The sequence below is a fragment of the Nonomuraea gerenzanensis genome (assembly GCF_020215645.1).
In the GTDB taxonomy this organism is placed as follows: Bacteria; Actinomycetota; Actinomycetes; order Streptosporangiales; family Streptosporangiaceae; genus Nonomuraea; species Nonomuraea gerenzanensis.
In genome coordinates this window covers 9,099,141-9,113,422 of sequence record NZ_CP084058.1, presented here as the reverse complement: position 1 = coordinate 9,113,422, position 14,282 = coordinate 9,099,141, and the positions used below count along the sequence as shown (strand labels likewise).

At 70.5% G+C, this 14,282-nt stretch carries 13 protein-coding genes; 3 read left to right on the top strand and 10 right to left on the bottom strand.

Annotated features, from left to right (window positions below; genetic code table 11):
- The 7 genes from LCN96_RS42335 to LCN96_RS42305 all read right to left on the bottom strand — a co-directional run bounded on the left by LCN96_RS42335 (window position 1) and on the right by LCN96_RS42305 (window position 5,491).
- The gene (locus tag LCN96_RS42335; RefSeq protein WP_225268039.1) at window positions 1-240 is read right to left on the bottom strand and encodes an acyl carrier protein; all 240 of its coding nucleotides are present in this window, start codon (window positions 238-240) and stop codon (window positions 1-3) included.
- A gap of 119 nt (window positions 241-359) precedes the next feature.
- Window positions 360-1,316, bottom strand: coding sequence for a beta-ketoacyl-ACP synthase III (locus LCN96_RS42330; RefSeq protein ID WP_225268038.1), 957 nt, complete (start codon window positions 1,314-1,316; stop codon window positions 360-362).
- Window positions 1,313-2,209 carry an ACP S-malonyltransferase gene (locus LCN96_RS42325; RefSeq protein WP_225268037.1) on the bottom strand — a complete coding sequence of 299 codons (897 nt, stop codon included), beginning with the start codon at window positions 2,207-2,209 and terminating at the stop codon, window positions 1,313-1,315. Before LCN96_RS42325 ends, LCN96_RS42330 begins: the two co-directional genes overlap by 4 nt.
- A 103-nt stretch (window positions 2,210-2,312) precedes the next feature.
- A complete protein-coding gene (locus LCN96_RS42320) occupies window positions 2,313-3,437 on the bottom strand; it encodes a PucR family transcriptional regulator (RefSeq protein WP_225276175.1) in 1,125 nt (374 codons plus the stop codon).
- Between the two features lie 103 nt (window positions 3,438-3,540).
- Entirely contained in the window at window positions 3,541-3,972 is a 432-nt protein-coding gene (locus LCN96_RS42315; protein WP_225268036.1) for a DUF350 domain-containing protein, read from the bottom strand.
- 38 nt (window positions 3,973-4,010) lie between these two features.
- Window positions 4,011-5,156: a glutathionylspermidine synthase family protein gene (locus tag LCN96_RS42310; protein WP_225268035.1), complete on the bottom strand. Its 1,146-nt coding sequence runs from the start codon at window positions 5,154-5,156 to the stop codon at window positions 4,011-4,013.
- A gap of 2 nt (window positions 5,157-5,158) precedes the next feature.
- Window positions 5,159-5,491, bottom strand: coding sequence for a hypothetical protein (locus LCN96_RS42305; RefSeq protein ID WP_225268034.1), 333 nt, complete (start codon window positions 5,489-5,491; stop codon window positions 5,159-5,161).
- 150 nt (window positions 5,492-5,641) lie between these two features.
- Here LCN96_RS42305 and LCN96_RS42300 point away from each other — a divergent pair, with 150 nt between their 5' ends.
- The 3 genes from LCN96_RS42300 to LCN96_RS42290 all read left to right on the top strand — a co-directional run bounded on the left by LCN96_RS42300 (window position 5,642) and on the right by LCN96_RS42290 (window position 8,036).
- Window positions 5,642-6,685, top strand: a complete 1,044-nt coding sequence (locus tag LCN96_RS42300) for a PHP domain-containing protein (protein ID WP_318528330.1) — start codon at window positions 5,642-5,644, stop codon at window positions 6,683-6,685.
- 191 nt (window positions 6,686-6,876) lie between these two features.
- On the top strand, window positions 6,877-7,602 hold the full coding sequence (locus LCN96_RS42295; RefSeq protein ID WP_225268032.1) for a helix-turn-helix transcriptional regulator: 726 nt from the start codon (window positions 6,877-6,879) through the stop codon (window positions 7,600-7,602).
- Between the two features lie 77 nt (window positions 7,603-7,679).
- The gene (locus LCN96_RS42290; RefSeq protein ID WP_225268031.1) at window positions 7,680-8,036 is read left to right on the top strand and encodes a VOC family protein; all 357 of its coding nucleotides are present in this window, start codon (window positions 7,680-7,682) and stop codon (window positions 8,034-8,036) included.
- Window positions 8,037-8,203: 167 nt separating this feature from the next.
- On the opposite strand, the gene LCN96_RS42285 is transcribed toward LCN96_RS42290, so the two are convergent.
- The 3 genes from LCN96_RS42285 to aceE form a co-directional block, all read right to left on the bottom strand.
- Window positions 8,204-8,950, bottom strand: a complete 747-nt coding sequence (locus LCN96_RS42285; RefSeq protein ID WP_225268030.1) for a maleylpyruvate isomerase family mycothiol-dependent enzyme — start codon at window positions 8,948-8,950, stop codon at window positions 8,204-8,206.
- Window positions 8,951-8,960: 10 nt separating this feature from the next.
- Entirely contained in the window at window positions 8,961-10,469 is a 1,509-nt protein-coding gene (locus LCN96_RS42280) for an alpha/beta hydrolase (RefSeq protein ID WP_225268029.1), read from the bottom strand.
- A gap of 233 nt (window positions 10,470-10,702) precedes the next feature.
- Window positions 10,703-13,450, bottom strand: coding sequence for a pyruvate dehydrogenase (acetyl-transferring), homodimeric type (gene aceE / locus LCN96_RS42275; RefSeq protein ID WP_311132061.1), 2,748 nt, complete (start codon window positions 13,448-13,450; stop codon window positions 10,703-10,705).
- Between the last annotated feature and the right edge of the window lie 832 nt (window positions 13,451-14,282).

Genomic DNA, 14,282 nt, shown 5'->3' with positions numbered 1-14,282 from the left:
TTAGTTCTGGATGAAGTTGAGGACGTCCTTGACCGTCTTCAGGTTCTTGAGCTGGTCGTCGGGGATCTCGACGCCGAACTCGTCCTGGGCGGCCACGGCGATCTCGACCATGGACAGGGAGTCGATGTCGAGGTCGTCCACGAAGCTCTTCTCCGGGGTGACCTCGGACGCCGGGATGCCCGTGATCTCGTTGATGATCTTGCCGAGGCCCTGGAGGATGTCCTGCTCGGTGGCAGCCATGTCGCTTGTTCTCCTTTGGTGTTTCCGGGTTTCTGTGCGAACGGTGCCGCACAAGCCTGTAGGACGATCGGATCCTACGGTGTGCCCGTCGCGGGGCCACCACCAGGACCGATCGGAGCTTAAGGGATCTCGATCACTTGGCCCGCGTACGTCAGCCCCGCGCCGAAGCCGAGCATCAGCGCCAGGCCCCCCGAGCGGACCTCGCCGCGCTCCAGCATGCGCGAGAGCGCCAGCGGGATCGAGGCGGCAGAGGTGTTGCCGGCGTTGACGATGTCGCGGGCGATGACGGCCTTCTCGGCGCCCAGCTTGCGAGCGATGGCCTCGATGATGCGCAGGTTGGCCTGGTGCGGCACGAACGCGGCCAGCTCCGAGGGGTCGACGCCCGCCCGGGAGCAGGCTTCGAGCGCCACCGGGGCCAGGGCGGTGGTGGCCCAGCGGAAGACCGTCTGGCCCTCCTGATGGAGGAAGTGATCGCGGTCCGCGATGGCGATCGCGTCGGCCTTGTCGCCGGCGCTGCCCCACACCACGGGGCCGATGCCGGGCGTGTCGGACGGGCCGACCACGGCCGCGCCGGCTCCGTCGGCGAAGATCACCGCGGTGGACCTGTCGGTCCAGTCGACCCACTGCGACAGCTTCTCCGCGCCGATGACCAGCACGTTGCGTGCCGATCCCGCGCGGACGGCGGCGCTGGCGGTGCCCAGCGCGTAGCAGAAGCCGGCGCAGGCGGCGTTGACGTCGAACGCGCCGGGCGCCTTGATGCCGAGGCGGTGCGCCACGACGGCGGAGGCGTTGGGGATCTGGCTCTCGAGCGTGCAGGTGGCCACGATGACCAGGTCGACGTCGTCGGGGGACAGGCCGCTGGCGGCCAGCGCCTTGCCGCCGGCGATGGTGGCCATGTCCTCGACCGACTCCTCGGCCGGGGCGACCCTGCGCTCCTTGATGCCGACCCGGGACTGGATCCACTCGTCGTTGGTGTCCATGGTCTTGGCCAAGTCGTCGTTGGTGACGACGTTGGACGGCTGGTAGTGGCCGAGGGCCAGCACCCTGCCGCCCGGGGCGATGTCGGGGATCCTCACTTGATCAGCTCCCTGGCCGCGTCAAGGTCGTCTGGGGTTTTCAGCGCCACGGTCTGCACGCCGCGCAGGCCGCGCTTGGCGAGGCCGGTCAGCGTGCCGCCGGGCAGCAGCTCGATCATCTTGGTGACGCCGAGCCCGGCCATGGTCTCCATGCAGGCGTCCCACCTGACGGGGTTACTGACCTGGTCGACCAGTCTCTGGAGGAACTCGGCGCCGGTGGCGACCGCCTGCCCGTCGGAGTTGGACAGCAGGGTGATGCCGGGGTCGGACGGTACGACGTTCCTGGCGGCCTCACGCAGGCTCTCGACGGCCGGGGCCATGTGCCGTGTGTGGAAGGCCCCGGCGACGGAGAGCGGGATGAGGCGGGCGCGGGCCGGCGCGTCGTCCTTGAACGCGGCCAGCTGCTCCAGCGTGCCGCCGGCCACGATCTGGCCGGCGCCGTTGATGTTGGCGGGGGTCAGCCCGTGCTTCTCGATGCCGGCCAGCACCTCCTCCGGCACGCCGCCGAGCACGGCGGTCATGCCGGTCTCGGTGACGGCGGCGGCCTTGGCCATGGCCTGGGCCCGCTCGCGGACCAGGTGGAGCGCCTGCTCGGGGGTGAGCACCCCGGCCAGCGCGGCGGCGGCGAACTCGCCGACGCTGTGACCGGCCAGCACGTCAGGGGTCGCGCCGAGCGCCTCGGCGGCGGCCAGCGCGGCGGCTACGAGCAGGGGTTGCGCGACGGCGGTGTCGCGGATCTCGTCGGCCCCGGCGGTGGTGCCGTAGGCGACCAGGTCGATCCCGGCGACCTCGGACCAGGCCCCCAGTCTGTCGGCCAGACCGGGCAGCTCAAGCCATGGGGTCAGGAACCCCGGAGTTTGGGCACCTTGGCCCGGAGCGACGAGTACAAGCACAAAAACCACCTTGCCCTGTAGAACTTCGACACGCGGATGGAGATCCGTACGAACTTTGTCCTGGGTGATTTGTAGGAACCCTACAGTGGGGATTTCGGCCCTGTTACGTTAGGGCCCGCCAGGTCACAGCACTCTCCGACAACCTGCCCAGGATCAGGCCCACTTGAAGCGTGAAGGCGGACCTGCCTTCGGTGGGCTGGTAGCCGGTCAGCTCGGTGATTTTCTTCAGCCGGTAGCGCACCGTGTTGGGGTGCACGAACAGCAGCCGCGCCGTCGCCTCCAGCGACGTGCCCTGCTCCAGGTACGTCGCGAGGGTGTCGAGCAGCGGGGTGCCCGCGAGCGGCAGGTACACGTTCTCGATGAGCTGCTCCCTGGCGTCGGTGTCGCCGTCGAGCGCCCGCTCGGCCAGCAGGTCCTCGGCGTGCACCGGCCTGGGCGCGTCGGGCCACCCGCAGGACGCCTTCAGCCCCGCCAGCGCGGCCCTGGCGGACCGGGCGGCGGCGTGCAGGTCGGGCACCTCCGGCCCGATGACGATGGGGCCCACGCCGAAGCGGGCCACCACCTGCTTGGCCGCGTCGTCCACGCTGCCCGCCCCGCCGACGATCACGATCAGCCGGTCGGCCTGCACCCCGGCCAGCAGGTCCATGCCGATGCGGCGGCCCTTCTCGCGCAGCCCGTCGATGACGGCCCGCGGGTCGTCGTCGGGGGCGTGGCCGGCGATGACGACCACGGGGGAGGAGGTCCAGCCGAGCGCGGCGGCCCAGGAGTGCAGGCCGTCGTCCACCTCGCCGCGTACGAGGGCGTCGACGATCAGCGCCTCCAGCCGGGCGTCCCACGAGCCCCTGGCCTCGGCCTCGCGGGCGTAGACGTGCGCGGCGGCGAAGGCCACGTCGCGCGTGTAGCGCAGCATGGCCTGCTGGAGCTGGTCCTCCCCGCCGGGCGCGGCCAGCTCGTCGGTCTGGGCCTCGACCACCTCGACCACGACGCGGACGATGTCCACGGTCTGCTGCAGCGAGATGGAGCGCTTGAGCTCGCGCGGCGCGGTGCCGAAGAACTCGATGCTGGGCGTGGGCCGGTCCTTGCCCGCGTGCTGGAACCACTCCACGAACGCGGCGATGCCGGCCTGGGCGACGAGCCCCACCCACGACCGGTCCTCGGCGCTGAGCGCGCGGAACCACGGGAGCTGCTCGTCCATGCGGGCCATGGCCGCGGTGCCGAGCGAGCCCATGGCCCGCTCGAGCCTGCGCGTGGTGTCCTCCCGGGTCCGGTCTGTCACGTCTCCTAGAGTGCCAGGTCCCTCCGGATGTCCGTAACGGTGGTTCGCGCCTGTGCTAGATCACGGCGACCGCGGTGATCAGGCCGATCGCCACGTGGGTCACGGCGAGCAGCCGCGCGCCGGGCTGCAGCTCCTGCTCCTTGACCAGGTCCCGGACGGAGATCCCGACGATCCGGTCGAAGACCAGCATCGCCACCGTCTGCACCACGATGCCGACCAGGCCGAACACCGCCGTGCCCGCCAGCCCTTCGGCGAGCCGGCCGCCGGAGGCCCAGATGGAGGCGGCCACGATCAGGCCGACGGCGGCCAGGGCGGAGGTGGCCAGCAGGGTGGCGTTCGGGTTCCGTTCGCTGCGGATCACCTCGCTCAGCTTCCCGGGGGTGGCCCAGTCGATCACGTAGAAGCCGATGATCATGAGGATCACGCCGACGGCGGCGTAGGCGGCGATGGCTCCCGCGCCGCGGGCGAGGGTTTCGAGCAGGGTCACTTCAGTTCCATTCGTGCAGGGGCGTGCGTGTCAAAGGGTCAAACAGCGATGCGGTGCGGGACGAACGAGGAGGTGTCGTCGGTGATGAGGCCCGTGGTCTCCCTGATGCCGAGGCCGGCGGACTCGGCTGCGACCATCCAGGCGCCGAGGACCGGCCGCTGCCCCTCGAAGACGGGCAGGGCCTCGAAGCCCTGGTAGACGTACCCCTCGCGGCCGTAGCTCCCCGGTGTCTCCTGGGTGCCCTCGGGCGTGACGATCCGCATCGACGCGCCCTCCCTGCCGAGCAGCGGCTTGGCGATGTAGGAGGTCAGGTCGCGGGGGCCGTCGAGGTAGGCGGGCAGCAGGTTGGGGTGGCCCGGGTCGAGCTCCCACAACACCGCCAGCAACGCCTTGTTCGACAGCAGCGCCTTCCACAGCGGCTCGAACCAGGTGGCGTGCCGTACGGCGTGCCTGCCGAAGTCGTCCGCCAGCATCCACTCCCACGGGTAGAGCTTGAACACCGAGCGGATGACGCGCTCCTCGACGTCCACGAAGCGGCGGTCGAGCGAGTCCCAGCCGATGTCCTCCATGGCCACGGCCACGGTGTGCAGGCCCGCCTGCTCGGCGGTCTCCTGCAGGTAGGCCACGGTCATGGCCTCCTCGCCGGTCTCGTCGGCGTTGGTGAACGCGAAGTGCGTGGGGCCCGGCGGCAGCCGCAGCTCCCGCCAGCGGTCGATGAGCCGCTCGTGGATGGAGTTCCACTGGTCGTCGCCGGGGAAGACGTCCTGCAGCCAGAACCACTGCACCACCGACGACTCCAGCAGCGAGGTCGGCGTGTCGGCGTTGTACTCCAGCAGCTTGGCCGGGCCCGTGCCGTCGTAGCGCAGGTCGAAGCGGCCGTAGACGTAGGCGTCGCGGCGCTCCCACGAGCGCGCGACCTCCTCCCAGGCCCACTCGGGGATGGCGAAGTCGGCGAAGCGGCCGGTGGAGACCACGTGCTCGACGGCACGCAGGCACATCTGGTGCAGCTCCTCGACCTGCCGCTCCAGCTCCTCGACCTCCTCCATCGAGAAGACGTAGTGGACGGACTCGTCCCAGTACGGCCTGCTCAGCCCGGACGGGTGCGCGGCCCGGTGGTAGGCCAGGCCGTGACTCTCGATCGCCTTCTCCCAGCCGTCCCTGGGCGCGGCGTGCTCGCGACGCATGATCAGCTCCCGCCGGTCCAGCTCCGGCCGAAGCCGCCGCGCTGGATCTCCTTGCCGCTGCGGCTGGTGATGCTCACGTCGACGGGCTTGAGCGTGGTGCCGCCCTGGACGCGGTTGCCCACCCTGCGGCCGCCGTAGTACCACAGGTACGCGCCGCGCGAGCCCGCGTAGTAGTGGCTGCCCCCGCTGCCGCCGTCGTCGTCGCAGTAGTCGTCGTCGACCACCTCGTACGTGCCGTCCTCAAGCTGGACGACGCAGTCGGCGGTGACCTCCTCGTCGTCGGTGACGGCGGCGCAGTAGCCGACGACCATCACCGACAGGACCCCGAGAACCACTAAGGGAACGACTTTGGACGATTTGCGCGGCGGTGTCTTGGGCGCCTGCGGTGTTGCCATCAAACTCCTGCTTTCCTGGGCCGATCAGCCTAGCGGCGGCCCTTGTCCCCGTACAACGTGTAGTGCCCTGTGCTTGTCGTTCACTTGGGTATGAATGGACGCATGGATCCGGTCGAGGCCCTGCGCGAGATCGCCTTTCTCCTTGAGCGCGCGGGCGAGCCCACGTACCGCGTGCGTGCCTTCCGCCGCGCCGCCGCGGTCGTGGACGAGCTGTCCCCCGACGAGCTCGCTCATCTGGCCCACAGCGGCGCGCTCGGCGACTTGCCCGGGATCGGGAAAGTCACCGCACTGGTGATAAACGAAAGCCTCGATGGGCAGGTTCCGACCTACTTGCGCAGGATGCGGGCGACCGCCGGGGTCGAGCTCGACGACGAGATGGCCGAGCTGCGCGCCGCGCTCAAGGGCGATCTGCACAGCCACTCCGACTGGTCCGACGGCGGCTCGCCGATCGAGGAGATGGCCGAGGCGGCGCTCGCGCTCGGGCACGAGTACTGGGCGCTGACCGACCACTCGCCGCGCCTGACCGTGGCCAAGGGGCTGTCGGCCGAGCGGCTGGAGCGGCAGCTCGACGTGGTGGCCAAGCTGAACGAGCGGCTGGCCCCCTTCAGGATCCTGACCGGCATCGAGGTGGACATCAACCTCGACGGCTCGCTCGACCAGCAGCCCGAGCTGCTGGAGCGGCTCGACGTGGTGGTCGCCAGCGTGCACTCCAAGCTGCGGATGGGTGGCGAGGAGATGACCCGCCGCATGGTCACCGCCATCGCCGATCCCCTTGTGGACGTGCTCGGGCACTGCACGGGGCGGGTGGTGCAGGCCGGCGGGAAGCGCGGGGTGAAGCGGCCCGAGTCGGAGTTCGAGGCGGAGCTGGTGTTCGAGGCGTGCCGCCGGTTCGGGGTGGCGGTCGAGATCAACTCCAGGCCGGACCGGCTCGACCCGCCGAAGCGGCTGATGCGGCTGGCGTACGAGATGGGGTGCGTGTTCTCGATCGACTCCGACGCGCACGCGCCCGGGCAGCTCGACTGGCAGCGGTACGGTTGCGAGCGCGCGGCGCGATGCGGGATCGAGGCGGAGCGGATCGTCAACACCTGGCCGCTCGACCGGCTGCTCGACTGGGCCCGCGGCGACACTGGGTGATCCCGGCCGGGTCACGAAAAAACGGCGCGTCGTTGCGTGGCGGGAAAGCCGGGTCCCGGCGTACCCTCCTCGGAGGGGAGCCTGGGACAGTGGCCCAGGCGTGAGACCCCTGTGGCCCGGCGGTTACGAGAGTGTGCCCGTGGCTGCCGAGCGCCCCGCGATTGTCGGTGGCGGCGCGTAGCGTTCCCGCTGTGAACCGTACCGACCGGCTCTACGCGCTCGTCGAAGACCTGCGCGCCATCGCCCCCCGCCGCCGCTCCGCCCGCGAGCTCGCCAAGCGGTTCGAGGTGAGCGTGCGCACGATCGAGCGCGACATCACGGCGCTGCAGGAGTCAGGCGTGCCGATCTACGCGGAGCCGGGCCGCAAGGGCGGTTACGCCATCGACAAGAAGATGTCGCTGCCCCCGCTCAACTTCACCCCCGCCGAGGCCGTGGCCATCGCCGTGGCGCTCAGCCAGGCCGGCGACCAGCCGTTCGGCCGGCAGGCCCGCAGCGCCTTACGCAAGGTGGTGGCGGCGATGCCGGGCTCCGAGGGCGACCTGGCCAGAGAGCTGGCGCGGCGCGTGCAGCTCGTCCACCTGCCGGCCGAGCAGGGCGAGATCCAGCCGCTCGGCGCCGAGGGCATCTCGCGGGCCATCGAGGAGGCGCTGCTGCGGCGGCGGGTGCTGCGGCTCGACTACGCCGACGCCAAGGGCGCGCTCACCTCGCGCGACGTCGAGCCGGGGGTGTTCCTGGGCGGGCGCGGCGGGTTCTGGTATCTCGTGGCGTGGTGCCGCCTGCGCGACGACGTGCGCGTCTTCCGCCTCGACCGCATCGCCACCGCCACCGTCACCGCCGAGCGCTGCCCCGACCGGCCGCTCGAAGGCTTCGCCACCGACGTGCCCGAGATGGTCGTGCACGGCACGGTGCTCGATTGATGATTCAAAAACACCGACATAGGGTTGTCGCCGACACGTTAGATCGTTGTCTTGTTCGAGAAATCGAGGAGATGACGATGGACAACACGGTGACCTGGTTCGAGGTCGCGACCGACGACCCCGAAGGCGCCGAACGGTTCTACGGCGGGCTGTTCGGCTGGTCGTTCGCCGCCGACGAGGGCCCTCTCGACTACCGGCTGATCGGCTATCCGGGCGGCGGGCAGCCGGCGGGCGGGCTGTACAACACCAAGGGCGAGTTCCCCGCCCATGCGATCTTCCATGTGCAGGTGGCCGACGTGGAGCAGACCTGCGCCAAGAGCGAGGCGCTGGGCGGCAAGGTGCTGACCAAGGTGATCGACGACGGCGCCGGCACCGACTTCGCCTATCTGCGCGACACGTCCGGGAGCGTCTTCGGGGTCTTCCACCGCAGGTGATGATCCGCTCGTACGCCGGGGCTGCGCCTTCCCCGCGACAACCCGGCAGGCGAGCGGACCGCGTCCCGGTCAGGGAGCGGTTCACCCCTCGCCCTGGACCCGCCGCCGATCGCCGAGCGGCGGCGCGTCCAGGGCCCTCCGGCGCATCGGGCACGGACCGATGAGGCTCAGAAGGCGGCGGCCGACAGCCACCGGTCCAGCAGCGCCCGATCCCCGTGGACGGCGAGCCCGTCCGCCGTCCGCCGCCCGTACAGCAGAAGCAGCAGGTCACGCACCGCCCCCTGCACCGCCACATCCCCCTTGGCGTGCCCGCGCGCCCACTCGATCCTCCCGGCGGCTGCCTGCGTGATGGTCCACTCGCCGTCGGCGTCGCTCGCGTGGAGGTGGATCGTGGCCCCCTCCGCGCCGAGCTCCGCCAGGGACTTGGTGACCCACACGGCCGACGGCAGGTTGTGCAGGAGCTCCTCCACCCCGTCGATCGCGGTCGCCGCCGGGATCTCCGGGTCGACGCCCAGCGCCAGCTCGGCGTCGACCCGGTGCACCACCAGCTCGAAGAGCATCCGGCGCGGCCACCACGACGCCCGCCCGTCCGGGCCCCACGTCCACACCGGCATGGCCGGGTCGGTCTCGCGCAGGACCCGCACCATCTCAGCGGCGCCCTCCGTCAGCCAGGCCGCGTCGCCGTGCTGCCCCTCGGCCAGCCCGCTGGGCACCTGCCGCGACCAGACCCGCTCCTGGACGCGGTCGCGCAGCATGTGCGTGGTCCAGCGGTGCGTCTGGCCGACGTGGGTGACCAGCTCGGCGAGCGTCCATCCCGGGCACGTCGGCACCGGGACGGACAGGTCGCCGGCCAGGGCCGCCAGGCGGGCGGCCTCCGTCTCGATCTGAACGATCTGGGAGTGGTAGTTCGTCACCCCGCCCAGACTAGGCCGCCGGGCAGCTCGCGCCCTTGGCGGGCACCTTGCCGTCGATCAGGTAGGCGTCCACGAGGCCCTGAATGCACTTGCTGCCCGACAGGTACGCCCCATGGCCCTCGCCCTCGTAGGTGACCAGCGTCGCGGTCCTCAGCTGGGCCGTCAGCTTGGGCGCCCACTCGTACGGCGTGGCGGGGTCGCCCTTGCCGCCCACCACCACGATCGGCGCCGAGCCGGTGGCGTTCACGTGCCTGGCCTCGTCGCTGCCCTTGGCCGGCCACACCCGGCACAGCCCGCCGGAGCCCTCGCTGCCGAACAGCGGCGAGATCTTCAGCGCGGCCTGCTCGGTGCGCCGCAGCGTCGCCTCGTCCGGCCGCTCGGCGGTGTCCACGCAGGTGATGGCAGGGAAGCTGGTCATCTGCGTGGAGAAGCTGCCGTCGGGGCTGCGCCCGGTGTAGGAGTCGGCCAGGTACAGCAGCGCCTCGCCGTCGCCCTTGAGCGCCGCGCTCAGCGCCTCCTCCAGGAACGGCCAGGTCAGCTCCGAGTACAGCGCGGCGGCCACGCCCGTGGAGGCCAGGCCCTGGGTGAGCTGGCGGTTGCCCACCTTCAGCGGCTGGGCGGTGAGCTGGTTGAGCAGGTTCTCCACGTTCGTGTTGGCGGTGGCCTGGTCCTTGCCGAGCGCGCAGGTCTCCTTCACGCAGGCGCGCAGGAAGCTCTCGTACGCCTTCTGGAAGCCGCGCGTCTGGGCCAGCGTGCGCTGCTCGAAGGTGACCGTCGGGTCCAGCGGCGCGTCGAGCACCATGCGGCCCACGTTCTTGGGGAACAGGGTGGCGTAGACGCCGCCGAGCTGCGTGCCGTACGACATGCCGACGTAGTTGAGCTTGGCGTCGCCCACGGCGTCGCGGATGCGGTCCATGTCGCGGGCGGCGTTCGCGGTGCCGACGTAGGGCAGGACCTTGCCGGAGTTCTGCTGGCAGAGCGCGGCGAAGCGCTTGTTGGCCGCCGCGACCTCCCTGTCGGTCTCGTCGTCAGGCGGCAGCGTGTCCAGCGCGACGAACGTGTCCATCTCCCTGCCGTCGCCGCAGCGCACGCCCGAGCTGCGCTCCACGCCGCGCGGGTCGAAGCTGATCAGGTCGTAGCGGGCACGCAGCGCCGTCAGCGCCTTGGCGGCCTGGTCGAGCGTGTCGACGCCGGACGCGCCGGGGCCGCCGAAGTTGAACACCACCGAGCCCAGCTTGTCGCGGCCCGTGGCCGGCAGCTTGATCAGCGCCAGGTCCAGCTTCTCGCCGTCGGGCTTGGCGTAGTCGAGGGGCACCGCGAGCTTGCCGCAGCGTACCGAGGCGTCCTGGCGGGCGGGCGGCTCGCCGTCCGGGCGCTTGATGTCCGTGCACGCACCCCAGGCGATCTTGTCGGAGGCGGCGGTCGAGTCGGATGAAGGCCCTGAGGCCGGCTCCGCGGGAACCGTGGAGCAACCGGCGGCGGCCGCCAGGAGCAGGGCGGCGGCTGAAACGCGACGCATTCGAAACTTCCCCTCACATCTCTCAGGGGGAAGTAGTGCCCACAATACGTGACCGTGCACCAAACCAGGGTGAGGCGGCACGTACCCCTCCTGAACGTGCCCCGCATTCAACCAGGGTGAGGCGGCACGTACCCCTCCTGAACGTGCCGCCTCACTGGGCCAAACGGCGCGGACGGCCGAATATGACGGCGCTCCCGCGATGAATGTTCGCGGGAGCGCCCCTGCTGGATGACTCAGACGCCCATGGACTGGGTGTCGTTGCTCTCCGCGCCGCCGGCCTCGGTGACGCCGTTCTTGAGGTGGTACTTGGCGATGGCCTCGCGCAGCACCTCGCCGTCGAGCTCGCCCCGCTTGACCAGGCTGGTCAGCACGGCCAGCGTGATCGAGGCGGCGTCCACGTGGAAGTGGCGGCGCAGCGCCGAGCGGGTGTCGGACAGGCCGAACCCGTCGGTGCCCAGCGAGGACCAGTCACCCGGCACCCACTGCGCGATCTGGTCCTGGACGGCCTTCATGTAGTCGCTGACCCCCACGAACGGGCCCTGGGCCTGCGAGAGCACCTGGGTGACGTAGGGGACGCGGGGCTCGGCGTCCGGGTTGAGCAGGTTGTGCTCGTCGCACGCCAGCGCGTCGCGGCGCAGCTCCGACCACGACGTCGCCGACCACACGTCGGCCGACACGCCCCAGTCTTCCGCCAGCAGGCGCTGGGCCTCCATCGCCCACGGGCCCGCCACTCCGGAGGCCAGGATGTTGGCCTTCGGGCCCTGCGTCTGCGGCGCCTCGGCGAACTTGTACAGGCCCTTGAGCAGGCCCTGCACGTCGAGGTTCGCCGGCTCGGCGGGCTGGACGTAGGGCTCGTTGTAGACGGTGAGGTAGTAGAAGACGTTCTCCTGCGCCTCGCCGTACATGCGGCGCAGGCCGTCCTTGACGATGTAGGCGGTCTCGTAGGCCCAGGACGGGTCGTAGGAGACGGCCGCCGGGTTCGTCGAGGCGATGAGCGGCGTGTGGCCGTCCTCGTGCTGCAGGCCCTCGCCGTTCAGCGTGGTGCGGCCCGCCGTGGCGCCCAGCAGGAAGCCGCGCGTCATCTGGTCGGCCATCTGCCACATCTGGTCGCCGGTGCGCTGCCAGCCGAACATCGAGTAGAAGATGTAGATCGGGATCATGTGCTCGCCGTGCGTGGCGTACGACGTGCCGGCCGCGGTCGTGGAGGCCATCGACCCGGCCTCGTTGATGCCCTCGTGCAGGATCTGACCGACGGTCGACTCCTTGTACGACAGCAGCAGCTCGCGGTCGACGGCCTCGTACGTCTGGCCGTGCGGCGAGTAGATCTTCGCGCTCGGGAACATGGCGTCCATGCCGAACGTGCGGGCCTCGTCGGGGATGATCGGCACGAACCGCTTGCCGATCTCCTTGTCGCGCATGAGGTCCTTCAGCAGCCGGACGAAGGCCATGGTGGTGGCCACCTGCTGCTTGCCCGAGCCCTTGGAGAACTGCTTGTAGACCTCGTCACCGGGCAGCTGCAGCGGCTTGGCGCGCACGACCCGCTTGGGCAGCACGCCGCCGAGCGCCGCGCGGCGCTCCTTCATGTACTGGATCTCGGGGTCGTTCTCGCCCGGGTGGAAGTACGGGGGCAGGTCGCCCTCCAGGGCCGAGTCGGGGATCGGCAGGTAGAGCCGGTCCCTGAACTCCTTCAGCTCGGCCTTGGTGAGCTTCTTCATCTGGTGGGTGGCGTTGCGGGCCTCGAAGTCCTTGCCGAGCGTCCAGCCCTTGATGGTCTGGGCGAGGATCACCGTCGGCTGGCCGACGTGCTCGCGGGCCGCCTTGAACGCCGCGTACACCTTGCGGTAGTCGTGGCCGCCGCGCGACAGCTTGCGGATGTCGTCGTCGGTCAGGTGCTCGACCATCTTGCGCAGGCGCGGGTCGGAGCCGAAGAAGTTGTCGCGGATGTAGGCGCCCGACTCGACCGAATAGGTCTGGAACTGGCCGTCGGGGGTGGTGTTCATCTGGTTGACCAGCACGCCGTCGACGTCGGCGGCCAGCAGCGGGTCCCAGTCGCGGCCCCACACGACCTTGATGACGTTCCAGCCGGCGCCGCGGAAGTAGGACTCCAGCTCCTGGATGATCTTGCCGTTGCCGCGTACCGGGCCGTCGAGCCGCTGCAGGTTGCAGTTGATCACGAACGTGAGGTTGTCGAGCTCCTCACGCGCGGCCAGGCCGATCGCGCCGAGCGACTCGGGCTCGTCCATCTCGCCGTCGCCGAGGAACGCCCACACGTGGCTGCGGCTGGTGTCCTTGATCTGCCGGTTGAGCAGGTAGCGGTTGAACCGCGCCTGGTAGATCGCGCCGATCGGGCCCAGGCCCATGGAGACCGTCGGGAACTCCCAGAAGTCCGGCATCAGGCGCGGGTGCGGGTAGGAGGGCAGGCCGTGGAAGCCGTGCGACAGCTCCTGGCGGAACGCGTCGAGCTGCGACTCGTTGAGCCGTCCTTCGAGGAAGGCGCGGGCGTAGATGCCGGGCGCCGCGTGGCCCTGGAAGAAGACCTGGTCGCCCGACTCGCCGTGGTCCTTGCCGCGGAAGAAGTGGTTGAAGCCCACCTCGTACAGGGAGGCGGCGGAGGCGTAGGTGGCGATGTGGCCGCCCACGTTGGTGCGGGCGTTGGCCCTGGACACCATGACGGCCGCATTCCAGCGGATATAGGCGCGGATGCGGCGCTCGACGTGCTCATCACCCGGGAACCAGGGCTCGCGCTCCGGCGGGATCGTGTTGATGTAGTCGGTGCTGCGCAGGCCCGGCACGCCGACCTGGTGCTCGCGGGCGCGCTCCAGCATGCGGAGCATGAGGTAGCGGGCTCTGGTGCGTCCTTCGGTCTTGACGACGTTGTCGAGAGACTCGAGCCACTCGTTGGTCTCGCTGGGGTCGACATCAGGCAGCTGGCTGGGTAGGCCGTCGCTGATGATCGAGAATCGCTGGCGTCCGGAAGCCACTGGGTCTCGCCTTCCGAGATGGACTGATGTCTGGTCTGGGTCGCCTTCCATCCTGGTCGCTAGCCGTAGAAAACGCATCTCTACTGGCCGGTAACCAGAGTGTCCCTGCTGGCAGGGCCATCTACGATGGCCTAGACCACCGATGGTAGGACGAATCGCCACCAAAGGTTACATCGCGGGAGCAATTTAACAAGACAGGAAAACGGACGAAATTTCGCTCGAATCCAGGATGCGCCCGGGATGCCTCCTTCGTAGCTCCTAGCCTCCCCGGGAGGGAGGTGGTTACTCGCGGCGGGCGAGTCTAGCCGTCGTGGGGGAGGGGTGGCTGTGTGCCCCTCGGGCGGTGGGTGGGTGCGGGGGTGGTATGAGGGGTGCTCGCTCGGTGGCTGGGGTTCGAGCCTATGCACTGGTCGGCGCTGGCGCGGGGCGGGCGCAGTTTCGCGGGGGCGGGTGCCGTTTCGTGCGGCATGAGGCGGCGTTCCCGGGCGCGTCGTCGTCCCTCTGTGCCGGCTGGCTGCGGGCGCTGTTCCGTGCGTTCGCACCTCTCTTATATGCCGGTGTGCGATGCGCCGCGTGACATGGCGCCGCAAGCCGAGACATGGCACCGGCATGTGCCCACCGGCCCGCCCGCCCGCACGGGGCGCCCGCCGGCACGCCCAGCCGCCGGCGCGCCGCTCACTCGCTCACCCGCCGAACTGTGCGCCCCGCTGGAGCGGTCCCGAACCATCCCTCAGCCGATCCCTCGGCCACCCACCACCCCACACACCGCACAACCCCGCCGCTCCACCACCCCGCCATGGCCCGCCCTGGAAGCACCCGAGCCCCCTCCGGA

What these genes read in the sequence shown, in the direction of transcription:
- LCN96_RS42335 (WP_225268039.1), bottom strand. Translation starts at nt 240, where the DNA reads ATGGCTGCCACCGAGCAGGACATCCTCCAGGGCCTCGGCAAGATCATC.
- LCN96_RS42320 (WP_225276175.1), bottom strand. Translation starts at nt 3,437, where the DNA reads ATGGGCTCGCTCGGCACCGCGGCCATGGCCCGCATGGACGAGCAGCTC.
- LCN96_RS42310 (WP_225268035.1), bottom strand. Translation starts at nt 5,156, where the DNA reads ATGCGTCGCGAGCACGCCGCGCCCAGGGACGGCTGGGAGAAGGCGATC.
- LCN96_RS42300 (WP_318528330.1), top strand. Translation starts at nt 5,642, where the DNA reads ATGAATGGACGCATGGATCCGGTCGAGGCCCTGCGCGAGATCGCCTTT.
- LCN96_RS42290 (WP_225268031.1), top strand. Translation starts at nt 7,680, where the DNA reads ATGGACAACACGGTGACCTGGTTCGAGGTCGCGACCGACGACCCCGAA.
- LCN96_RS42280 (WP_225268029.1), bottom strand. Translation starts at nt 10,469, where the DNA reads ATGCGTCGCGTTTCAGCCGCCGCCCTGCTCCTGGCGGCCGCCGCCGGT.